Source organism: Streptomyces griseosporeus (assembly GCF_014656055.1).
GTDB classification, from domain to species: domain Bacteria; phylum Actinomycetota; class Actinomycetes; order Streptomycetales; family Streptomycetaceae; genus Streptomyces; species Streptomyces griseosporeus.
Genome location: NZ_BNBR01000007.1, coordinates 1 through 22,274 on the forward strand (window position 1 = coordinate 1; position 22,274 = coordinate 22,274).

The window sequence follows — 22,274 nt, forward strand, 5'->3', positions numbered from 1 at the left end:
TAAGCCTCACAGCGCCGATGGTACTGCAGGGGGGACCCTGTGGGAGAGTAGGACGCCGCCGAACAATCTTTGGAAGGACCCCTGGTCACCAGCGTTCAGCTGGGACCAGGGGTCCTTTTCTTTTTACAATGCTTGCGGTACCGAAGACAGGAGTCACCATGTCCACCAACTCTCCCGACGACCGACCGGAGCGCGACCAGCGTCGACGGGACAGTGGGAACCGCGGCGAGCGTGGCGGCTTCCGACGCGGCAACGACCGTCGGGACAGCGGCGGCGACCGTGGTGGGTTCCGTGGACGTGACGACCGTGGCGGGTACGGCCGGCGCGATGACCGTCGCGATGACCGGCGTGGGGACGACCGGCGCGACGATCGTGGCGGGTTCCGTCGCGACGACCGCCGTGACGACCGTCGGGATGACCGCCGTGACGACCGGCGCGACGACCGTGGTGGGTTCCGTCGCGACGACCGCGGTGACCGGCCCACCTTCCGCCGTGACAACGACCGTCGTGACAACGACCGCCGTGACAACGACCGTCGGGACAGCGGCGGTGACCGCGGTGGATTCCGGGGCCGTGACGACCGCGGTGGCTTCCGTGGGCGCGACGAGCGTGGCGGCGGGTACGGCCGGCGCGACGACCGCGGCGGATTCCGCCGCGATGATCGCCGTGACGAGCGTCGGGACGACCGGCGCGATGACCGTGGCGGGTTCCGCCGTGACGACCGTCGCGATGACCGTCGCGATGACCGTGGTGGGTTCCGCCGTGACGACCGTCGGGATGACCGCCGTGACGACCGGCGCGACGACCGCGACCGCGGGTTCCGTCGGGACGACCGGCGTGACGACCGTCGGGATGACCGCCGCGACGACCGGCGCAGTGACGAGCGTTCCGAGCGCGGTGGGTTCCGTGGGCGGGACGACCACCGTGGTGGTGAGCGCGGTGGATTCCGCGGGCGCGATGACCGTGGTGGCCGCCCCGGTGGCTTCCGCGGGCGCGATGACCGCGGTGGGCGGCCCGGTGGGTTCCGTGGGCGGGACGACCGCCGTGACGACCGTCGGGACGACCGGCGCGGTGGCGGGCGGTTCCGGGACGAGCGGGACCGCGACCGCGAGCCGATCAAGCGGCTGCCGATCCCCGAGGACGTCACGGGCGACGAGATCGACAAGGACGTACGGCAGGAGCTGCAGAGCCTGCCCAAGACGCTCGCCGAGGACGTCGCCAAGAACCTGGTGATGGTCGCGCGGCTGATCGACGAGGACCCCGAGGGTGCCTACGGCTACTCGCGGGTGGCGCTGCGGCTGGCGTCGCGTGTGGCCGCCGTACGCGAGGCGGCCGGGTTCGCGGCGTACGCGACCCAGAAGTACAGCGAGGCGCTCGCCGAGTTCCGGGCGGCGCGGCGGATGACCGGCAGCGCGGAGCTGTGGCCCGTCATGGCCGACTGCGAGCGTGGGCTCGGACGGCCGGAGAAGGCGCTGGACATGGCCGGTGCGCCTGAGGTGCACAAGCTGGACAAGGCCGGCCAGGTCGAGATGCGGCTCGTCGCCGCCGGTGCCCGGCGGGACATGGGGCAGCTGGACGCGGCCATCGTGACCCTGCAGAGCCCCGAGCTGGCGTCCAACGCGGTGCAGCCGTGGACCGCGCGGCTGCGGTACGCGTACGCGGACGCGCTGCTGGCCGCCGGGCGGCGGGGCGAGGCCCGGGAGTGGTTCGCCAAGGCCGTCGAGGCCGACCGGGACGGCAGCACCGACGCCTCCGACCGGCTCGCCGAGCTGGACGGGGTGGAGTTCGTCGACGCGCTGGACGAGAGCCAGGCGGACGAGACCGCCGGTGACGCGGACGCGAAGGACGACGACTGACCTGGGTGTCGGAGCGTGAGTGAGGGGCGGGATCCCGGTGGGGGTCCCGCCCCTTACTCGTTCACAGCTCCAGCGCGCGCAGGACCAGGCCCGAGGCCGGCTTCGGGCCGAACGACGTGGACTTGCGGGGCATGGTGACGCCCTGGCGGGCCAGGTCGCGGACGACCTCCTCGCGCACCGGGTGCAGGAGGACGGCCGTACCGCCGTCGCGCTCGGCCTTGGCGACCGTGGCGGCCGTGTCGTGGATGTAGGCGATGCGGGTCGGGTCGTCCTCGGGGATGTGCCAGACGTGGTCGAGGAGCGTGGCGTGCAGGACCGTCGCGTCGAGGGTGCGCCAGGCCGCGGGGCGGTCGGCGGGGACCGTGCGGGCCAGCAGGTCCGGGTCGGGGCGGTCGACGAGGTGGAAGGCGCCGTCGCCGGCCAGCAGGAAGGCGTTGCCCGCGCAGGCCGCGTCGGCCAGTGCCGCCAGGGCCTCCGGGAGCGGGACCTCCAGGCGCTCCACGTGGAACAGGCCGCGCAGGGCGGCGACGGCGTCCGGTACCGGCAGGCCGTGCAGGAGGCGGTGGATGGCGCGGACGCGCAGCGGGTAGCGGGCGGTGTCGACGAGGAGGACCAGGCCGTAGTCCCAGGGGCTGGGCGAGGGGTGCTCCGCGCGCAGGCGGCGGTAGGTGGCCCAGCGGTGGTGGCCGTCGGCGATGAGGGCCTGGCAGCCGGACAGTTCGGCCTGGACGCGGGCCACGTCGGCGGGGTCGGTGATGGCCCACAGGCGGTGGCTGAAGCCGTCCTCCGTGGTCGTGGCCAGCAGCGGGGGCCGGTCGGCGGTGCGCTCCACCAGCTTGGTCGTGGCCGCCGTGCCGCCGTCGCCGCGGTAGGTCAGCAGCAGCGGTTCGAGGTTGGCGGAGGTGGCGCGCATCAGGGCGGCGCGGTCGGCGACCACGTGCGGCATGACGTCCTCGTGCGGCAGGACCACGCCGTCGGAGGGGTCGGAGACGCGCAGGGCGCCGATGATGCCGCGCTGGAGCAGGCCGTTGCCGTCGCGTTGCTCGTAGACGTACAGGCCCGGGTCCGGGTCGGTGGTGAGGATGCCCTCGGCGAGCCAGCGGCGCAGGGTGTCGGCGGCCTGCTCGGTGCGGGCGGTGGGGGTGCCGGCCTGCGGCAGGATGAGGCGGACGATGTTGTGCGGGTCGGCGGCCTGAAGGTGGTGCAGGCCGTCGGGGCGGACGACGACGTCGTACGGCGGGGACGTCACGGCGGCCAGGCTGCCGACCCGGTCGGGGTCGTAGCGCAGGCCTCGGAACGGGGTGAGTTCCAGGCCCCGGGGCGCCGTTGCTTCCGAGTGACCTGCAGTGTTCATCCCGGCATCGTACGTGTCACACCGCTGTCAGTGGCATGGGGGATGATCGGGGGAAAGGCGAGCGGACGAGGAGCGATGCGGAATGAGCCAGAGCGTCAGGACGAGGCCCGAGGGCAGTGGGCAGGCCCTGAGCGAGGCGTACGACACGGCGCTGCTCGACCTGGACGGGGTGGTGTACGCGGGCGGTCACGCGATCACGCACGCCGTGGAGTCGCTCGCCACCGCCCGGGAGGGCGGCATGCATCTCGCGTACGTCACCAACAACGCGCTGCGGACGCCGGACGCGGTGGCCGCGCATCTGACCGAGCTGGGGATACCGGCCGCGGCGGACGACGTCATCACCTCGGCGCAGGCGGTGTCCCGGCTGATCGCCGAGCAGGTGCCGGCCGGGTCGCGGGTGCTGGTGATCGGCGGTGAGGGGCTGCGGGTCGCGCTGCGGGAGCGGGGGCTGGAGCCGGTGGAGTCGGCCGACGACGATCCGGCGGCCGTCGTGCAGGGGTTCGGCGGCCCGGACCTGCCCTGGGGGCGGTTCGCGGAGGCCAGTTACGCCGTCGCGCGCGGGGTGCCGTGGTTCGCGTCCAACACCGACCTGACGATCCCGAGCGGGCGGGGCATCGCGCCGGGCAACGGCGCGGCGGTGGAGGTCGTGCGGATCGCGACCGGTGCGGAGCCGCAGGTGGCGGGCAAGCCGCTGCCTCCCATGCACCGGGAGACCATCCTGCGGACGGGGGCGCAGCGGCCGCTGGTGGTGGGGGACCGGCTGGACACGGACATCGAGGGCGCGTTCAACGGCGGCGTGGACTCGCTGCTCGTGCTGACCGGTGTGACCGACGGTGCGCAGCTGCTGGCCGCGCCGCCGCAGCACCGGCCGACGTATGTGGACGCGGATCTGCGGGGGTTGCTCAGCGGGCAGCCGGAGGTCGTCGCGGAGGGCGCGGGTTTCCGGTGCGGCGGCTGGACGGCGACGGCCGGGGAGCGGCTGGAACTCGACGGTGACGGGGAGGCCTTGGACGGGCTGCGGGCGCTGTGCGCGGCGGCGTGGACGGCGGCCGGTGAGGGCGCGTGCGCGCTGGACGGGGGGAAGGCGCTGGCGCGGCTGGGGCTGTGAGGCGCGGCGGCCGCGGGTGTACTGGGGCCGGCGGTCGGTGCTCTTCCGCACGCGATCGTGAGCCGAGAGCAGGGTAGGCTAACCTAACTGCGTGTTGGTCGACAGTCCTCCCGAACAGCGCGCGGACGCCGCTTCCGCGCCCCCGGCCCGCCGGGCGATACGCCCGCTCGGGCTGCTCGTCGCCGTGGCGGTCCTGGCCGCCGTGGTGGTGGCGAGCATCGCGATCGGCGCGCGGCAGCTCTCCCTGGAACAGGTCTGGCACGGGCTGTTCCAGGCCACGGGGACGTACGGCGACACGGTGGTCGACGACCGGTTGGCCCGGACCCTGCTCGGGCTGCTCGCCGGTGTCGCCCTCGGCCTGTCCGGGGCCGTGCTGCAGGCCCTGACGCGCAATCCGCTGGCCGACCCGGGACTGCTCGGCATCAACGCCGGCGCCTCCGCGGCGGTCGTCACGGCCATCACCTATCTCGGCGTCACCAGCCTGACGGGCTATGTGTGGTTCGCCTTCCTCGGGGCGGCCGTGGTGGGCGCGCTGGTCTGGTTCCTCGGTGGCAGCCGGGGCGCCACGCCCGTGCGGCTCGCCCTCGCCGGCACGGCGATCACCGCCGCGCTCTACGGCTTCGTCCAGGCCGTGATGATCATGGATGACGCGGCGCTGGGCAAGATGCGCTTCTGGACGGTGGGTTCGCTGAACACGGCGACCGACCTCACCCTGCGGCAGGTGCTGCCGTTCATCGCGGCCGGCACGCTGCTCTCCCTCGCGCTCGCCCGGCCGCTGAACGCCATGGCCATGGGCGACGACACCGCCAAGGCGCTCGGCGCCCATCTGGGCCGTACCCGGGCGCTGGCCATGCTCGCCGCCACCGTGCTGTGCGGGGCGGCCACCGCCGCGTGCGGGCCGATCATGTTCGTCGGGCTGATGGTGCCGCACGTCGTGCGCTCCTTCACCGGCCCCGACCTGCGCTGGATCCTGCCGTACGCGGCCGTCCTGTCGCCCGTGCTGCTGCTCGGCGCCGATGTGCTCGGCCGGGTCGTGGCGCGGCCCGCGGAGCTGCAGGTGGGCATCGTGACCGCGGTCCTCGGCGGGCCGGTCTTCATCTTCCTGGTACGACGGCGGAGGACGACCCAGCTGTGAAGACCGCACCGAAGAACGGCCGCCGGCCGGTCCGGGGCAGCCGTGCGCTGCGCACCCCCGGCGGGCTCTCTCTCCGGCTGGACGTCCGCGCCCTGGTCGTCGTCGCCCTGCTGCTGGTGGCCGCGCTCGCCGCGAGCGTCGTGCTGATCGGCACCGGCGACTTCCCGATCCCGGCCGGGGACGTCGTACGGACCCTGCTCGGCGACGGCGACCCCGGGCAGGAGTTCATCGTCAACGAGCTGCGGCTGCCGCGGGTCCTGGTCGGGCTGCTGGTCGGCGCCTCGCTGGGGCTGGGCGGCGCGCTGTTCCAGTCGATCTCCCGCAACCCGCTGGGCAGCCCGGACGTGCTCGGACTCAGCCAGGGCTCCACGGCCGGCGCGCTCGTCGTGATCGTGCTGATGTCCGGCAGCGCCACCGAGGTCACCGTCGGCGCGCTGGTGGGCGGTCTGGCCACCGGCGCGGCGATCTACCTGCTCGCCTGGAAGCAGGGCGTGCACGGGTACCGGCTGGTCCTGGTCGGGATCGGCGTCAACGCGGTCGCCGTCGCCGTCAACGGCTATCTGCTCACCAAGGCCGACCTCGTCGACGCGGCCCGGGCCGTGGTGTGGATGACCGGCTCCCTCAACGGCCGCGGCTGGGAGCAGGTGTGGCCGCTGACCCTGCTGTGCGCGGTGCTCGTGCCGCTCGTCCTCGCCAACGCGCGCGGCCTGCGGATGATGGAGATGGGCGACGACCTGTCCCACGCGCTCGGCGTGCGCGTCGAGCGGGTGCGCGCGCTGCTGATGGTGGCCGCCGTGCTGCTGACCGCGGCCGCGACCGCCGCCGCCGGGCCCGTCGCCTTCGTCGCCCTGATCGCGCCCCAGCTCGCCCGGCGGCTGACCCGCTTGCCCGGCCCGAACCTGGTGCCGTCGCTGTGCATGGGCGCCACCCTCCTGGTCGCCGCCGACTGGGCCTCCCAGCGCGCCTTCGGCGCCGACCAGCTGCCCGTCGGCGTCGTCACCGGCGTCGTCGGCGGCCTCTACCTGCTGTGGCTGCTGGTCGCCGAACGCCGGGCGGGCCGGATATGAGCGCCGCCCCCGCCGCCGGACCGCGCACGCCGAGCAGCCCGAGCGGACCGAACACCCCGAGGAGCACCGTGAACCGTCTGTCCGCCGAGGACGTCACCCTCGCCTACGACCAGCGCGTCATCGCCGAGCAGCTGTCGGTGGAGATCCCCGACCACTCCTTCACGGTGATCGTCGGCCCGAACGCGTGCGGCAAGTCGACGCTGCTGCGGGCGCTGTCGCGGATGCTCAAGCCCAGCCAGGGCCGCGTGCTGCTCGACGGGCAGGTCATCCAGTCGATGCCCGCCAAGAAGGTCGCCCGCACGCTCGGGCTGCTGCCGCAGTCGTCGATCGCGCCGGACGGCATCACCGTCGCCGACCTCGTCGGCCGGGGCCGCTACCCGCACCAGGGCATCCTGCGCCAGTGGTCCGCCGAGGACGAGCGGGTCGTCGAGGAGTCGATGCGGCAGACCGGCGTCGCCGAACTGGCCGACCGGTACGTCGACGAGTTGTCCGGCGGTCAGCGGCAGCGCGTGTGGATCGCGATGGCGCTCGCCCAGCAGACCCCGCTGCTGCTCCTCGACGAGCCGACCACCTACCTCGACATCCAGCACCAGATCGACGTCCTCGACCTGTGCGCCGAGCTGCACGAGACACAGGGCCGCACCCTGGTCGCCGTCCTGCACGACCTCAACCACGCCGCCCGGTACGCCACGCACCTGATCGCCCTCAAGGCCGGCAAGGTCGTCGCTGAGGGCGCCCCGGCTGACATCGTCACCGCCGAGCTGGTGGAGGAGGTCTTCCACCTGCGCTGCCAGATCATCGAAGACCCGGAGACGGGTACGCCGCTGGTGGTGCCGGCGGCACGCAAGGCGCGGGCGCGGACGGCCGCGGACGCCTCCTGAGCCGCTACAGAAGCTTCCTGAGCCGGAGCAGGTCCCGCAGGCCCGCCTCCAGCCTCACCCGGCCCGAGCCCCACGCCCTGGCGAAGTGCAGCTCGCCGCCGACCAGCGCGACCAGGTCGTCCCCGGTCATCGCCAGCCGGATCTGCGCCCGCTCCGGCGGCGGCCCCTGGACGGTGTCGTCGACCCGGATCCGGCCGTCGGTCATCCGCCCGACGAAGGTGACGTCCAGGTCGGTGATGTGGCAGCTCACCGAGCGGTCCAGGGCGGCGGCCTCGCGGACGTCCCCCTGGGCGCGCTGCATGCTGTCCGAAAGCTTGTCGAGTGCGGCGCGGCACTCCTCGATCGTGGCCATCGCGATCGACGGTACCCCAGTGCTTCGATGTAGCGTCTGGGCATGAGCGACACCGTGCCCGACGAGCAGGCGGCCCCGCACCCGGCGCCGGTCGGACCCGAGGACGACCCCGCCGCGCCCGCCCCGCTGGGCGTGCCCCGCACCCCCACCGGGAACGCCGACGTCGACGCCGCCCTGGAGCGGCTCGGCGACGCCGACCACCTCGCCACCGACGGACACGTGGAGGTGTACGAGGATGTACACCGGGGGCTGCGTGACGCGCTGACCGCGCTCGACGCCCGCCCGGGACCTCCGGCGCCCCCGTCGTCGTACCCGACGGCGTCCCCGTCGTCGTACCAGAGCAGGAGCTGAACCGAACGTGGCAGGAGTCGCACGCCGTCGTCTGGACGCGGAGCTGGTCCGCCGGAAGCTCGCGCGCTCGCGCGAGCACGCCAGCCAGCTGATCGCCGCCGGGCGGGTCACCGTCGGCAAGACCGTCGCGACGAAACCGGCCACGCAGGTGGAGACCGCGGCGGCGATCGTCGTCGCGTCCGACGACAGCGATCCCGAGTACGTCTCCCGGGGCGGGCACAAGCTCGCCGGGGCGCTGGAGGTGTTCGTCCCGCAGGGGCTCGTCGTCGAGGGCCGCCGGGCCCTGGACGCCGGCGCGTCCACGGGCGGCTTCACCGACGTCCTGCTGCGCGCGGGTGCCGCGCACGTGGTCGCCGTCGACGTCGGCTACGGGCAACTGGCCTGGTCGCTGCAGAGCGATGAACGCGTCACCGTCAAGGACCGTACGAACGTACGCGAGTTGACGCTGGAGGCGATCGACGGGGAGCCGGTGGAACTCGTGGTGGGTGATCTGTCGTTCATCCCTCTGGGGCTGGTGCTGCCGGCCCTGGCGCGGTGTGTGACGCCGGACGCCGACCTGGTGATGATGGTCAAGCCGCAGTTCGAGGTGGGCAAGGAGAGGCTGGGCAGCGGGGGTGTCGTACGGAGTCCGCAGCTGCGGGCGGAGGCCGTGCGGGGCGTCGCCGAGAGGGCGTGGGAGCTGGGACTCGGGGTGAAGGGTGTCACCGCGTCCCCGCTGCCCGGGCCGTCCGGCAACGTCGAGTACTTTCTGTGGCTGCGTGCCGGGGCGCCCGCCCCGGACCCGGCCGACGTTGACCGTGCAGTGGCGGAGGGGCCGCGTTGACACAGAACCGAGCTCGTACTGTTTTCCTGCTCGCCCACACGGGGAGGCCTGCGGCGATTCGCAGTGCGGAGCTCGTGGTCAAGGGACTGCTGCGGTCCGGGATCGGGGTGCGCGTCCTGGAGGCCGAGGCGCGCGACCTGCCGCTGCCCGGCGAGGTCGAGCTGGTCAAGGAGGCCACCCCGCAGTGCCTGGACGGGTGCGAGCTGCTCATCGTCCTCGGCGGTGACGGCACGCTGCTGCGGGGCGCGGAGTTCGCGCGGGCGTCCGGGGTGCCGATGCTCGGCGTCAACCTCGGGCGGGTCGGGTTCCTCGCCGAGGCCGAGCGGGACGACCTGGAGAAGGTCGTCGACCGGGTGGTGGCGCGGTCGTACGAGGTCGAGGAGCGGATGACCGTCGACGTGGTCGTCCACCGCAACGGCGACATCGTGCACACCGACTGGGCGCTGAACGAGGCGGCCGTGCAGAAGGCGGGCGCCGAGAAGCTGCTCGAAGTGGTGCTGGAGATCGACGGGCGTCCGGTCACCGGGTTCGGCTGCGACGGGATCGTCCTGTCGACGCCGACCGGGTCGACGGCGTACGCCTTCTCGGCCGGCGGGCCGGTGGTGTGGCCCGAGGTGGAGGCGCTGCTGATGGTGCCGATCAGCGCGCACGCCCTGTTCGCGAAGCCGCTGGTGACCTCGCCGGACTCGGTGCTGGCGGTGGAGGTGCTGCCGCACATCCCGCCGGGGGTGCTGTGGTGCGACGGGCGGCGGACCGTGGAGCTGCCGCCGGGGGCTCGGGTGGAGGTGCGGCGGGGCGCTGTGCCGGTGCGGCTGGCCCGGCTGCACCACGCCTCGTTCACGGACCGGCTGGTGGCGAAGTTCGCCCTGCCCGTCTCCGGGTGGCGGGGGGCGCCGCACTAGTTACCGGCGTGCACTCCCGCGGGTGACAAGGGTGGGGCGGTCGCACTCGGCGGCTCGGACCTCGTATGGTCTTCACCGTGCTGGAAGAGATGCGGATACGGTCGCTCGGAGTCATCGACGACGCCGTCGTCGAGCTGTCGCCCGGGTTCACCGCCGTCACCGGTGAGACGGGCGCGGGCAAGACCATGGTGGTCACCAGCCTCGGACTGCTGCTCGGTGGGCGCGCGGACGCGGCACTCGTGCGGATCGGCGCCGACAAGGCGGTCGTCGAGGGGCGGATCGCCGTGCCCCCGGACGCCGCCGCCGTCGTACGCGCCGAGGAGGCCGGGGCCGAGCTGGACGACGGGGCGCTGCTGATCAGCCGTACCGTGTCCGCCGAGGGGCGCTCGCGGGCGCATGTCGGCGGACGGTCCGTGCCCGTGGGGCTGCTCGCGGAGCTGGCCGACGACCTGGTGGCCGTGCACGGGCAGACCGACCAGCAGGGCCTGCTGAAGCTGTCCCGGCAGCGGGAGGCGCTCGACCGGTACGCCGGGGACGCGGTGGCCGTGCCGCTGGCCAAGTACCGGGAGGCGTACAAGCGGCTGCGGGCCGTCTCCGCCGAGCTGGAGGAGATCGTCACGCGCGCGCGTGAGCGGGCGCAGGAAGCCGACCTGCTCCGCTTCGGGCTGGACGAGATCGCCGCCGTCGAACCGCGCGCCGGGGAGGACGTGGAGCTGGCCGAGGAGGCCGAGCGGCTCGGCCACGCCGAGGCGCTGGCGTCCGCGGCGAGCGCCGCACACCGCGCTCTCGCGGGCGATCCGGAGGACCCCGAGGGCATCGACGCCAACACCCTCGTCGCGGGCGCCCAGCGGGCCCTGGAGGCCGTCAGGTCGCACGATCCGGCGCTGTCCGCGCTCGCCGACCGCATCGGCGAGATCGGGATCCTGCTCGGTGACGTGGCCGGTGAGCTGGCCGGGTACGCCGACGACCTGGACGCCGACCCGCTGCGGCTGGCCGCGGTGGAGGAGCGGCGGGCCGCGCTGAACGGCCTCACCCGCAAGTACGGCGAGAACATCGACGCCGTCCTCGCCTGGGCCGAGCAGAGCGCGGCGCGGCTGACCGAGCTGGACGGCGACGACGAGCGGATCGGGGAGCTGACCGCCGAGCGGGACGCGCTGCGCACCGAACTGGGCGGGCTCGCGCAGGCGCTGACGGACGCGCGGACGGAGGCCGCGGAACGGTTCGCCGCCGCGGTCACCGCCGAGCTGGCCTCGCTGGCGATGCCGCACGCGCGCGTGTCCTTCGACATCCGGCAGACCGAGGACCCCGAGGGCGTCGAGGTCGGCGGGCGCACGGTGGCGTACGGGCCGTCGGGTGCCGACGAGGTCGAGCTGCTGCTCGCCCCGCACCCGGGCGCGCCGCCGCGGCCGATCGCCAAGGGCGCCTCGGGCGGTGAGCTGTCCCGCGTGATGCTCGCCGTCGAGGTCGTCTTCGCGGGGACCGACCCGGTGCCGACGTACCTGTTCGACGAGGTCGACGCCGGTGTCGGCGGCAAGGCGGCCGTGGAGATCGGGCGGCGGCTGGCGAAGCTGGCCAAGAGCGCGCAGGTCGTGGTCGTCACCCACCTGCCGCAGGTGGCCGCCTTCGCGGACCGGCAGCTGCTGGTGGAGAAGACGAACGACGGCTCGGTGACCCGGTCCGGCGTGAAGGTGCTGGAGGGCGAGGACCGCATCCGCGAGCTGTCGAGGATGCTGGCCGGCCAGGAGGACTCCGAGACGGCCCGCGCGCACGCGGAGGAACTGCTGGCGACGGCCCGGGCCGACGTGTAGCGAACGCGGGGTTCGTGGTCCGGAGGGCGGTGGGGTTCGGGAGTCTGGCGGGCGGTGGTGGATCGGCGGCCCGGCGGGCGGTCGGGCTTCGCACTCCGGCGGTGGTGGGGGTTCGGCAGTCCGGCGCCGGGTGGTGGATCGGCGACCGGCGGGCCGTAGGGGTTCGCGGTCCGGCGGGCGGTCGGGGCTCGTAGGGTGGCAAGATGATCATGCCTGCCCGACGGACCTCCTCCCTCGCTCTCGCCGTCGGCCTCACCCGTGCCGCCGCGGCCGTCCTGCGCGCCGCCCCGCCCGGCGGGCGCGGCCGCTGGGAGCGGACCAACCACGCGGGCCGGGCCGTCGGGCTGTACGCCGGGCCCGCGCTCGCCCTCGCCGGTGCCGTGGCGGCGGGGCGGGTACGGCCCGCAGCCGGGCTCGCCGTGGCCGCGGCCGGAGCGTGCGGGGCGTACGACGACGTCGTGGGCGCCGGTGATCCGCGGCGCGGCTTCCGCGCCCACCTCACCGCGCTGCGGCACGGCGAACTCACCAGCGGCGCGGTCAAGTTGTTCGGCATCTCGGGCGCGGCGCTGGCCGCGGGCGCGCTGCTGAAGGAGCGGCCGGCCGACAAGGTGCTCGCCGGTGTCGTCGTCGCCGGGGCCGCGCACTTCGTCAACCTCCTCGACGTACGGCCGGGGCGCGCCGCCGGCGCGGTCCTCGCCCTCGGGGCGCCCGGGCTGCTGCGCGGAGGCGCGGCCGCGGAGCTGTCCGCCGTCGCCGTCGGGGCGGCGGCGGCCGCCCTGCCCGACGACCTGGGGGAGCGGGCGATGATGGGCGACACGGGCGCGCACGCGCTGGGCGCCGTGCTCGGCGCGGCCGTCGTCGCCGGGAACGGGCGGGCCGGGCTGGCGGCGCACGCCGCCGCGCTGGTGGCGGCCGCGGTCTGGGGGGAACGGGTGAGCGCGCAGGCCCGGGGCTCACTCTGGAGAGGGTGAGCGCGCCGGCGCGTGGGTCACTCGGGTGCGGGCGCGAGGCCTGCGCCTCCGGCCGGCGACGTTCACTCGTGTGAGTGATGTGGGGGTGAGGGCGGCCCCCTCACGCTCCCCCGGCGGTGCCGGAACACCCGTGCGTGCTGGCATCCTTGGCGGAGTACGGGGAGACATCCGCGCGGCACACCCCCGGCGCGTGATCCTTCTGTACGTTTCTTCGTGACCGTCCCAGCCGCCGCCGAACCAGGAGCCCCGGCCACGTGAGCCCGACCAGCCCCTCACCGCACGGCCAGTCGCCGCTGCGCACCGTGCAGGTGCTGGGCGGAGGCAACGCCGGCAGCAGCGCGCACGTGCGCTCGCTGGCCGCCGGGCTCGTCGCGCGGGGCGTGCGCGTCACGGTGTGCGCCCCCGTCGAGGCCGACCGCGCCTACGACTTCACCGGGGCCGGCGCCGACCACGTCCACGTGCCGCGGCGCAGCGACCCCGCCTCCGTCGCGGCGCTGCGGGCCGCCTGCACGGGGGCCGACCTGGTGCACGCGCACGGGCTGCACGCCTCCTTCCGGGCCGTCCTCGCCCTCAGCGGCCGGACCACCCCGCTGATCGTCACCTGGCACAACCACGCGCACGCCGAGGGGGCCCGCGCCCAGTTCCTGCGGCTGCTGGAGCGGCGGGTGGCGAGGACCGCCGCCGTGGTACTGGGCACCAGCTCCGGTCTGGTGGACCGGGCCCGCCGCACCGGGGCGCGGGACGCGCGGCTCGCCGCGGTGCCGCTGCCGGGGCGGCGCATCCCCGCGGACGAACACCCCGGGCGGCCCAAGCTGAGGGCCGAACTCGGCGCGCTGGGACGGCCGTTGCTCCTCGCCGTCGGCTCACTGGACCACCACCGCGGCTACGACCTCCTGCTGGACGCGGCGCGGGTGTGGCGCCGGCTCGATCCGCTGCCGCTGCTGGTGATCGCGGGGGAGGGACCGCTGCAGGCGCAGCTGCAGGCCCGGATCGAGGACGAGGAGCTGCCGGTGCGGCTCGCCGGGCGGCGCGAGGACGTGGCCGACCTGCTGGCCGCCGCCGACCTCGCGCTGCTGCCGGGGAGCTGGGAGGCGCGCCCGGTGCTCGCCCAGGAGGCCCTGCACGCGCGCGTGCCGCTCGTCGCCACCGACACCGACGGCGTCCGCGAACTCGTCGGCGACGCCGCCGAACTCGTCCCGCGTGGCGACGCGGACGCCCTCGCCGCCGCCGTAGTCCGGCTCTTGGACGGGCCGGAACGCTGCGAGGAGCTGCGGGACCGGGGCACCCGGCAGGCGGCGACCTGGCCGACGGAGGACGAGACGGTGGCCCAAGTGCTCAGCGTCTACGACGAGTTGACGCAGCCGCAGCCACTGATCTGAGACGCGGCGGCCGGTCCGAGCCTGTCACGGAAGGCTCTGGCCCACATGGCGGCGGGCGCGCAGCGCCAGGCTCAGGGCGAGGACCGTCTGCGGATCGTCCAGGTCCGTGCCGAGCAGCTCGCCGATCCTGGCCAGGCGGTTGTACAGCGTCTGCCGGTTCAGGTGCAGTTCGCGAGCCGTCTCCGCCTTGCGGCCGGCGTGCGCCAGGTACGTCTCCAGGGTGGGCAGCAGGGGCGGACGGGAGCGGCGGTCGTGGTCGCGCAGCGGGCCGATGGCCCGGTCCACGAAGGCCGCCAGGTCCGGGTGGTCGCGCAGCCGCCACAGCAGCAGGTCGATGTCGAGGCGGCGGGCGTCGTACCAGGGCCGGTCGGTCAGGCCCTGCGCGGCCGTCGCCGTCTCCGCCGCGTGCCGCAGCCCCGCCGAGGCCGCCGCCCAGCCGCCCGCCACGCCGACCACCACCACCGGCGGCTGCGCGCCCGGCCGCTGCATCCCGGCCCGCTCCACCCCCGCCCGCAGCGCCGCCGCGACCCGGTCCGCGACCGCGGACCGCTCCGACTCCGAGCGCAGCCCCAGCAGCACCAGGACACGGCCCTCCACCGGCCGTACGCCCAGCAGGACCGGCACACCCACCGAGGCCAGCTCCTCCGCCACCGCCCGGGCCAGCACCGCCCAGCCGCCGCCGGGGGACAGCGCGTCGCCGAGCCGCATGACGACCGGCAGCAGCGGGCCCGCGCCGGGCTTGAAGCCCAGCACCCGGGCCTGCGCCGGGGCGTCCTCGGCGGTGATCCGGCCCTCGGCCAGGTCGGTGAGGAAGTCGCCGCGCCCGCGCGCCGCCAGTTCCTCCTCCTGCCGGGCCTGCATCAGCACCACCGCCAGGATCCCCGCGGCCCGCTCCGCGGCGATGCGGTGCACGGGCGCCAGCGGGGAGCGGACCGGCAGCAGCACCAGACGGGCGCGCACCGAGCCCGTCCCCGGACCACCGCCCGGCACGTCCACCAGCACCGAACCCGACGGCGGCGCCTGCTTGTGCTGGCCGCGCAGCCCCTCCCACACCTGGAGCGGATCGGCGCCCTCCGGCCCGGCCCCGGCGGCGTACAGCAGCTGGCCGTCGGACGTCTCCAGGAAGACGGGGTTGCCGCTGAAGTCCGCGAGGATGCCGAGGACCTGGGGCACCCCGCCGCCGCCCAGCAGGGCCTCCGTGCAGCGGCGGTGCACCTCCTCCGCGCGCTGCAGCAGCGCGTAGTGGCCGTTGACGATCTCGGTGTGGATCTCCTCGGTCACCGTCACGAACGGCACCTCGCGGTGCAGCTGCACCAGCGGCAGCCCGGCCGCCCGGGCCGTGTCGACGAGCGTGGCCGGCAGCCGGGTGAAGCGCGGACCCAGCTCGATGACGAGGGCCGCGATGCCCCGCTCGGCCAGGGTGCGCACGAACGCCCGCTGTTCGGCCGGACGGGTGCCGAGGCCGTACCCCGTGGTCAGCAGCAGCTCCCCGCCCTTCAGCAGCGAGGCGATGTTCGGGACCTCGCCCGCGTGCACCCAGCGCACGGAGCGCTGCAGCCGGTCGGCGCCCGCCAGCACCTCCGGCAGCCCGCTGCGCAGCCCCGGCAGCTCCAGCGCGCGCTGCACGGTGATCCCGGCGCCCTGGGTGTCGAATCGGTGGTCGGTGCGGCTGTCCATGCAGCGGACGCTACCTGCGCACACGTTCCGGCAACATCTCCGGGCGGTTACGGGGACGATCACCGCCGCGCCGCGCGCGACAATGCGTCGCCCCGCGCCCCGATTCGCATGACGCCCCGTCGGTTGTGGCATGCGTCACTCCGCCGCCACACTGGCGCATCCGCAGGGACAGCCCTACGTGATCTACGGATTTCGTCGTCAAAGCACGTTGAGAGGGGCGGGAATGGCAGATACACCCACGCGAGAGGTACACCGGCTCAAGGCGAATTCCGTCGGACTGGTGGGCGTCGTCTTCATGGCGGTCGCCACCGCCGCGCCCATCACCGCGATGACCGGCAACCTGCCCATCGCGGTCGGCTACGGCAACGGCACGGGCGCCCCCGCGGGCTACCTCTTCGCGACGCTCGTACTGACGGTGTTCTCCGTCGGCTACGTCGCGATGGCCCGCCGGATCACCGCGGCCGGCGCCTTCTACGGCTACATCTCGCACGGCCTCGGCCGGATCGCCGGCATGGCCTCCGGGATGCTCGCGGTGCTCGCGTACATCGTCTTCGAGGCGTCCATCGTCGGCGTCTTCTCCTACTTCGCGAAGACCACCGTGCACGACCAGCTCGGCGTCGACCTGCCGTGGGTCGTCTACGCCGCCGCGATGTTGCTGGTCACGGCCGTGCTGGCGTACTTCGACATCAACCTCACCGCCAAGGCGCTGGGCGTGATGCTGATCGCGGAGATCGCCGTCCTCTTCGCGGTCGCCACCGCCGTCCTGATCCACGGCGGCGGCCCGGACGGCATCCCGGTCGAGCCGGTCAACCCCAAGAACGCCTTCACCGGCGCCTCCGCCGGACTCGGCCTGTTCTTCGCGTTCTGGTCGTGGGTCGGCTTCGAGTCGACGGCGATGTACGGCGAGGAGTCCCGCGACCCCAAGCGGGTCATCCCGCGCGCCACGATCATCTCCGTCGTCGGCGTCGGCCTGTTCTACATCTACGTCTCCTGGATGACCATCGCCGGCAACGGCCTGGACCGCTCGGTGAAGCTCTCCGCCGGCACCAGCCCCCTCGACCTGTTCTTCGATCCGGCGCACACCTTCATCGGCGCCTGGGCCGTCGACGCCTTCCAGTGGCTGCTCATCACCGGCTCGTTCGCCTGCGGCATGGCCTTCCACCAGTGCGCGGCCCGCTATCTGTACGCCGTCGGCCGCGAGGGTTTCCTGCACCCCGCCCTCGGCCGCACCCACAAGGACCACGGCTCGCCCTACATCGCCTCCTTCGTGCAGTCCGTCATCGCCGTCGCCCTCGTCGGCGCGTTCTGGGCGACCGGACAGGACCCGTACATCCACCTGTACACGCTGCTGGCGATCCTCGGCACGATGGCGATCCTCATCGTGCAGACCCTGTGCTCCTTCGCCGTCATCGGCTACTTCCGCAAGCACCACCCCGAGGACCGGCACTGGTTCCGCACCTTCACCGCGCCGCTGCTCGGCGGCATCGGCATGACCGCCGTCGTGGTGCTCCTGGTGATCAACATGGACACCGCGGCCGGTACGGCGGCCGGCTCGCTCTTCTTCAAGGCCATCCCGTGGATCGTCGGGCTGGTCTTCTTCGGCGGCCTCGGACTCGGCCTCTACCTGCGGGCCCGGCAGCCGGAACGCTACGAGATCATCGGCCGGATCGTCCTGGAGGACGCGGCCGAGCGCACGGACGACGAGCACGCCCCCGCCACCGTCTGAGGAGCCGAACCGTGTCCCGTACCCAGCTCATGCACGCCCTGCGCACCCTCACCGCCGACCACGCCGCCGCCGCGCGGCTCGGCCTGCCCGTCGCCGAGGCCCGCGCGGTCCGCCGCCGTACCGTCCTCAAGGGCGCCGTCGCCACGGCGGCCGTCACGGCGGCGGCCGTCCCGACCGCAGCGGCCGCCGCGTCCGCGCCCCGCATCGCCGTCGTCGGCGCCGGCATCGCCGGACTGACCGCGGCCCTCACCCTGCACGACGCCGGGTACGCCTGCACGGTGTACGAGGCCAACCCCGACCGCGTCGGCGGCCGGATGTACTCCCAGCGCGACCACTGGGCCTGGGGCCAGACCTCGGAGATCGGCGGCGAGCTGATCGACACCAGCCACAAGAAGATGCTGGAGCTGTGCCGCCGCTTCTCCCTGCCCGTCGAGGACTTCCTCGGCGGCGGGCCCAACGGGGCCGAGGAAGTCCTCTGGTTCAACGGCTCGTACTACCCGCGCGCGCAGGCCGACGAGGACTTCAAGGCCGTCTACCAGGCCCTGCACACCGACCTCCAGGCCGCGGGCGAGGTCAAGTGGAACCAGACCACGCCCGCCGGCACCGCCCTGGACGACATGAGCCTGTACGACTGGATCGAGTCCCGCGTGCCCGGCGGCCACGCCTCCCCGCTGGGCCGCCTCTTCGACGTCGCCTACAACGTCGAGTACGGCGCCGACACCGCCGACCAGTCCTCGCTCGCCCTGGTCCTGCTGATGGGCTATCAGACCAATCCCGGCAACTTCAACATCTGGGGCCTGTCCAACGAGCGCTACCACATCGTCGGCGGCAACGACCGACTCCCGCACGCCATCGCCGACTTCCTGCCCGACGGCACGATCCGGCACGGCTGGTCCCTGACCGCCGTCAGGGCCAACGCCGACGGCACCCAGACGCTCACCTTCACCGAGGGCGGCTCGGTGCGGACCGTCACCGCCGACCACACGATCCTGTGCCTGCCGCTGCCCGTCCTGCAGCGGCTCGACCTGAGCCGGGCGGGCTTCGACACCCGGATGAAGAACCTGCTGCGCGACGCCCGCATGGGCTACTGCACCAAGCTCAACCTGCAGTTCTCCAGCCGCCCCTGGCGCGGCGCCGGCCCCTGGCCCGGCGTCTCGGCAGGCGAGTGCTTCACCGACAGCCGGGTCCAGCAGACCTGGGACACCACCAAGGTCCAGCCGGGCACCGGCGGCATCCTCATCCAGTACGGCGGCGGCAGCCTGGCCAGGTCGCTGACCCCGGCCGGGCCGTTCTCCTACGAGAGCGACCCCTACGTCCGCAGCCTCGCGGGGAGTTACCTGAAGGAGATCGACGCCTTCTTCCCCGGCACCTCGGCCGCCTGGACCGGCCGTGCCCAGCTGTCCGCCTGGCACCTCAACCCGTACTCCCTGGGCGCCTACTCTTACTGGCCCGTGGGCTATCTGCACCGGTACGCGGGCTACGAGGGGACCGCGCAGGGCAACATCCACATCGGCGGCGAGCACTGCAGTTACGACTTTCAGGGGTTCATGGAGGGCGGCGCCACCGAGGGCGAGCGGGCCGCGCGGGAGGTCGTCGCCCGGCTGGGTTAGCCGCGTGTGCATCGGGTAGCGGCGCCCGCATGGACTTCAGTGTGGTCGCCGTGGCACGTGAGGACGACAGCCCGGTCGACGAGCCGCTGCGCATCGCGGCGCTCGCCGACCGGCTCGGGTACCGGGAGGTGTGGGTCGGCGAGGGACCGACCTGGGACGCGTTCGTCCTGGCCACGGCGATCGGCGCGGAGACGCGGCACATCGCGCTGACCGCCGGGCCGGTACCGGTGTCGGTACGCGACCCCTACACGATCGCCCGGGGCGCGGCCGGCACCTCCGCCGTGACCGGGGGCCGGCCGGTGGGCGTCGCCATCGGCACCGCCAGCAAGCGGGTCGTCGAGGGCGTGCACGGCCGTCCCCGGACCCGCCCGGCGGCGGCCATGGAGGAGTCGGCGGCGGCCCTGCGCCACCTGCTGCACGCCGAGCCGGGCGGCCCGGTCACCCCCGGCAGCCCCTTCCGCCGGCGTCTGGCACCGCCCGGGGGCCCGCTGACCGTTGCGGCCTTCGGGGACCGGGCGATCAGCATCGCCGCCGCCCACGCCGACCGGATGCTGCTCGACCTGGTCACACCGGAGCAGGTGCGCGTCCTGCGCGGCAAGCTCGACGCGGCGGCGCAACGGGCGGGCCGTACGGCACCCACGCTGGCGGCGTGGCTGCCGGCGGCCGTCGACCCGGCCCCGGCCTCGGTGCGGCAGGTGCTGGGCAGCATCGCCGGGTACCTGACCGTGCCGGGGTACGCCGACATGTTCCGGGCGGCGGGGTTCGGGGAGGCGGTGGACCTGGCGACGGCGGGCGCCGAGCGGGACGCCCTGATCGAGGCGCTGCCGGCGGAGGCGGCCGCCAGGGTCGGCCTGGTCGGCGACCCGAAAACGATCCAGGCCCGCATCGACGCGTACGCCGAGGCGGGCCTGGAGGAGATCGCACTGGTCCCGGCGACCGCGGGAGACCCCGGGGGGACCCGGACGCTGACGGTGCTGGCAGCCGACCTACAGGGGCGCGGGGAACTGCGCGACCAGCCACAGTGAAGCCGCACCCGCAAGACGGCGCAGGCGGCACTACCCCCCGTACGCGCCCGACGCAGTCAACCGCAGCGCCGTGTCGATCAACGGCACATGGCTGAACGCCTGCGGGAAGTTGCCCACCTGCCGCTGCAGCCGCGGATCCCACTCCTCCGCCAGCAGCCCCAGGTCGTTCCGCAGGGACAGCAGCTTCTCGAACAGCTTGCGGGCCTCGTCGACGCGGCCGATCATCGCCAGGTCATCGGCCATCCAGAACGAGCACGCCAGGAACGCGCCCTCGTCACCGGGCAGCCCGTCGACGCCCTCGCTGTCGCCCTGCGTCGGGTACCGCAGGATGAAGCCGTCCGGCGTGGAGAGCTCCCGCTGGATCGCCTCGATCGTGCCGATGACCCGCTTGTCGTCGGGGGGCAGGAAGCCCATCTGAGGGATCAGCAGCAGCGAGGCGTCCAGTTCCTTCGAGCCGTACGACTGCGTGAAGGTGTTGCGCTCCTTGTCGTAGCCCTTCTCGCAGACGTCCCGGTGGATGTCGTCGCGCAGCTGGCGCCACTTCTCCAGCGGGCCGTCCGCGTCGCCGGACTCGATCAGCTTGATCGTGCGGTCGACGGCGACCCAGGCCATCACCTTGGAGTGCACGAAGTGCCGGCGCGGGCCGCGCACCTCCCAGATGCCCTCGTCCGGCTCCTGCCAGTGGTCCTCCAGGTAGCGGATCAGCTTCAGCTGGAGCAGCGAGGCGTAGTCGTTGCGGGCGAGGCCGGTCATGTGGGCCAGGTGCAGCGCCTCGGTGACCTCGCCGTACACGTCCAGCTGGAGCTGGTGCGCGGCGCCGTTGCCGACGCGGACCGGCGCCGACTTCTCGTAGCCCGGCAGCCAGTCCAGCTCGGCCTCGCCCAGCTCGCGCTCGCCGGCGATGCCGTACATGATCTGGAGGTTCTCCGGGTCGCCCGCGACCGCCCTGAGCAGCCACTCGCGCCAGGCGCGGGCCTCCTCGCGGTAGCCGGTGCGCAGCAGCGACGACAGGGTGATCGCCGCGTCCCGCAGCCAGGTGTAGCGGTAGTCCCAGTTGCGGACGCCGCCGATGTCCTCCGGCAGGGAGGTGGTGGGCGCGGCGACGATGCCGCCGGTCGGGGCGTACGTCAGCGCCTTCAGCGTGATCAGGGAGCGGATCACGGCCTCCCGGTAGGGGCCGTGGTACGTACACTGCTCGACCCACTCGCGCCAGAAGTCCTCCGTGGCCTCCAGCGACTGCTCCGGCTCCGGCAGCGGCGGCGCCGCCCGGTGCGAGGGCTGCCAGGAGATCGTGAACGCGATCCGGTCACCGGGGGCCACGGTGAAGTCCGAGTACGTCGTCAGGGACCTGCCGTAGGTCTCGCACTCGGTGTCGTACCAGACCGAGTCGGGGCCGGCGACGGCGACCGTGCGGCCCTCGTGCTTGTGCACCCACGGCACCACCCGGCCGTAGGAGAACCGCATGCGCAGCGCCGACCGCATGGGCACGCGGCCCGAGACGCCCTCCACGATGCGGATCAGCTGCGGCGCGCCGTCGCGCGGGGGCATGAAGTCGATCACCCGGACGGTGCCGCGCGGGGTGTCCCACTCGGACTCCAGGATCAGCGAGTCGCCCCGGTAGCTGCGCCGGGCCGCGGTCGGGGGCTCCACGTCGGGGGCGTGCGCCGGGCCGAGCCGCCAGAAGCCGTGCTCCTCGGTGCCCAGCAGGCCGGCGAAGATGGCGTGCGAGTCGAAGCGCGGCAGGCACAGCCAGTCCACCGTGCCGTCACGGCAGACCAGTGCGGCGGTCTGCATGTCTCCGATGAGTGCGTAGTCTTCGATGCGCCCGGCCACGTGCAACTCCAGTCGAACGGCCACGTCACCCCGTGAAGAACGGGGCTGTCGCTAGTGCGGTCAAGGGGGTCGTTGTAAAGCGTCGTTGAGCGGTGAAGCAAAGCAGGCGCTCAGCCTCGGTGGCAAAGCCACATCTGGTGCTCAACGAACTGACGAGCTCTCGTTGTTCCGGTGATCTACGGGCTTGGGGTGGTGCCGTGCGACCCGGCCGGGCTCGGCAGCGAGTGTCCGAGCAGGATACGACGCACGTAGATGATCTGCGTGCCCCTCCAGGCAACCCGCATCCTCCGAACGGGTGAGCAACGGGTGAGAAACATGTAAGCGGCGCGTGGTTGCGTTCCGCCTGCGTGGCGGCGCGTGCGCGGAGTGTGGCCGGAAGCCATCGGTCCCACACGCTGATACCCTGGTAGCCCGTG

At 73.9% G+C, this 22,274-nt stretch carries 19 protein-coding genes and 1 rRNA gene; 15 read left to right on the forward strand and 5 right to left on the reverse strand.

The annotated features are described in order from the left end of the window. Window positions 1-64: ribosomal RNA gene (gene rrf, locus IE308_RS37585) — 5S ribosomal RNA — on the forward strand; the annotation flags it as partial. A gap of 31 nt (window positions 65-95) precedes the next feature. On the opposite strand, the gene IE308_RS36635 is transcribed toward rrf, so the two are convergent. After that, window positions 96-923, reverse strand: coding sequence for a hypothetical protein (locus IE308_RS36635; protein WP_194709634.1), 828 nt, complete (start codon window positions 921-923; stop codon window positions 96-98). A gap of 201 nt (window positions 924-1,124) precedes the next feature. Between IE308_RS36635 and IE308_RS36640 the strand changes: the two genes are divergently transcribed. Beyond that, entirely contained in the window at window positions 1,125-1,856 is a 732-nt protein-coding gene (locus IE308_RS36640) for a tetratricopeptide repeat protein (RefSeq protein WP_194709633.1), read from the forward strand. Between the two features lie 61 nt (window positions 1,857-1,917). Here the strand turns inward: IE308_RS36640 and IE308_RS29200 are convergent, their stop codons facing one another. Continuing rightward, window positions 1,918-3,210, reverse strand: coding sequence for a DUF1015 domain-containing protein (locus IE308_RS29200; protein WP_190220227.1), 1,293 nt, complete (start codon window positions 3,208-3,210; stop codon window positions 1,918-1,920). 82 nt (window positions 3,211-3,292) lie between these two features. On the opposite strand from IE308_RS29200, the gene IE308_RS29205 reads away from it, so the two are divergent. The 4 genes from IE308_RS29205 to IE308_RS29220 all read left to right on the forward strand — a co-directional run bounded on the left by IE308_RS29205 (window position 3,293) and on the right by IE308_RS29220 (window position 7,401). Further along, a complete protein-coding gene (locus IE308_RS29205; protein ID WP_190220228.1) occupies window positions 3,293-4,318 on the forward strand; it encodes an HAD-IIA family hydrolase in 1,026 nt (341 codons plus the stop codon). Between the two features lie 91 nt (window positions 4,319-4,409). Continuing rightward, window positions 4,410-5,453: a FecCD family ABC transporter permease gene (locus IE308_RS29210; RefSeq protein ID WP_110627202.1), complete on the forward strand. Its 1,044-nt coding sequence runs from the start codon at window positions 4,410-4,412 to the stop codon at window positions 5,451-5,453. Continuing rightward, the gene (locus IE308_RS29215) at window positions 5,450-6,520 is read left to right on the forward strand and encodes a FecCD family ABC transporter permease (protein ID WP_190220229.1); all 1,071 of its coding nucleotides are present in this window, start codon (window positions 5,450-5,452) and stop codon (window positions 6,518-6,520) included. Before IE308_RS29210 ends, IE308_RS29215 begins: the two co-directional genes overlap by 4 nt. A 68-nt stretch (window positions 6,521-6,588) precedes the next feature. Further along, a complete protein-coding gene (locus IE308_RS29220; RefSeq protein ID WP_190220230.1) occupies window positions 6,589-7,401 on the forward strand; it encodes an ABC transporter ATP-binding protein in 813 nt (270 codons plus the stop codon). A gap of 4 nt (window positions 7,402-7,405) precedes the next feature. Here IE308_RS29220 and IE308_RS29225 read toward each other — a convergent pair whose 3' ends face one another. Continuing rightward, a complete protein-coding gene (locus IE308_RS29225; protein WP_190220231.1) occupies window positions 7,406-7,753 on the reverse strand; it encodes a sterol-binding protein in 348 nt (115 codons plus the stop codon). Window positions 7,754-7,795: 42 nt separating this feature from the next. Between IE308_RS29225 and IE308_RS29230 the strand changes: the two genes are divergently transcribed. The 6 genes from IE308_RS29230 to IE308_RS29255 all read left to right on the forward strand — a co-directional run bounded on the left by IE308_RS29230 (window position 7,796) and on the right by IE308_RS29255 (window position 13,987). Beyond that, window positions 7,796-8,104 carry a hypothetical protein gene (locus IE308_RS29230; RefSeq protein WP_110627198.1) on the forward strand — a complete coding sequence of 103 codons (309 nt, stop codon included), beginning with the start codon at window positions 7,796-7,798 and terminating at the stop codon, window positions 8,102-8,104. A 7-nt stretch (window positions 8,105-8,111) separates the two neighbouring features. Next, window positions 8,112-8,927, forward strand: a complete 816-nt coding sequence (locus IE308_RS29235) for a TlyA family RNA methyltransferase (RefSeq protein WP_110627197.1) — start codon at window positions 8,112-8,114, stop codon at window positions 8,925-8,927. Next, a complete protein-coding gene (locus IE308_RS29240) occupies window positions 8,924-9,829 on the forward strand; it encodes an NAD kinase (protein WP_110627196.1) in 906 nt (301 codons plus the stop codon). The genes IE308_RS29235 and IE308_RS29240 overlap by 4 nt, the downstream gene beginning before the upstream one ends. Window positions 9,830-9,894: 65 nt before the next feature. Then, a complete protein-coding gene (recN, locus tag IE308_RS29245; RefSeq protein WP_190220232.1) occupies window positions 9,895-11,637 on the forward strand; it encodes a DNA repair protein RecN in 1,743 nt (580 codons plus the stop codon). Between the two features lie 203 nt (window positions 11,638-11,840). Beyond that, window positions 11,841-12,608 (forward strand): hypothetical protein, encoded by a 768-nt coding sequence (locus IE308_RS29250; RefSeq protein WP_190220233.1) that lies wholly within the window; start codon window positions 11,841-11,843, stop codon window positions 12,606-12,608. 254 nt (window positions 12,609-12,862) lie between these two features. Continuing rightward, window positions 12,863-13,987 carry a glycosyltransferase family 4 protein gene (locus IE308_RS29255; protein WP_190220234.1) on the forward strand — a complete coding sequence of 375 codons (1,125 nt, stop codon included), beginning with the start codon at window positions 12,863-12,865 and terminating at the stop codon, window positions 13,985-13,987. 24 nt (window positions 13,988-14,011) lie between these two features. Here IE308_RS29255 and IE308_RS29260 read toward each other — a convergent pair whose 3' ends face one another. Beyond that, on the reverse strand, window positions 14,012-15,664 hold the full coding sequence (locus IE308_RS29260) for a PucR family transcriptional regulator (protein ID WP_110627193.1): 1,653 nt from the start codon (window positions 15,662-15,664) through the stop codon (window positions 14,012-14,014). A gap of 223 nt (window positions 15,665-15,887) precedes the next feature. Between IE308_RS29260 and IE308_RS29265 the strand changes: the two genes are divergently transcribed. The 3 genes from IE308_RS29265 to IE308_RS29275 are packed head-to-tail and all read left to right on the forward strand — an operon-like array spanning window position 15,888 to window position 20,025. Beyond that, window positions 15,888-17,390 carry an APC family permease gene (locus IE308_RS29265; protein ID WP_190220235.1) on the forward strand — a complete coding sequence of 501 codons (1,503 nt, stop codon included), beginning with the start codon at window positions 15,888-15,890 and terminating at the stop codon, window positions 17,388-17,390. A gap of 11 nt (window positions 17,391-17,401) precedes the next feature. Next, window positions 17,402-19,000: a flavin monoamine oxidase family protein gene (locus tag IE308_RS29270; protein WP_229909237.1), complete on the forward strand. Its 1,599-nt coding sequence runs from the start codon at window positions 17,402-17,404 to the stop codon at window positions 18,998-19,000. A gap of 29 nt (window positions 19,001-19,029) precedes the next feature. Beyond that, window positions 19,030-20,025 (forward strand): LLM class F420-dependent oxidoreductase, encoded by a 996-nt coding sequence (locus IE308_RS29275; RefSeq protein WP_190220236.1) that lies wholly within the window; start codon window positions 19,030-19,032, stop codon window positions 20,023-20,025. A 30-nt stretch (window positions 20,026-20,055) separates the two neighbouring features. On the opposite strand, the gene IE308_RS29280 is transcribed toward IE308_RS29275, so the two are convergent. Then, window positions 20,056-21,858, reverse strand: coding sequence for a glycoside hydrolase family 15 protein (locus tag IE308_RS29280; protein ID WP_110627190.1), 1,803 nt, complete (start codon window positions 21,856-21,858; stop codon window positions 20,056-20,058). Window positions 21,859-22,274: the final 416 nt, after the last annotated feature.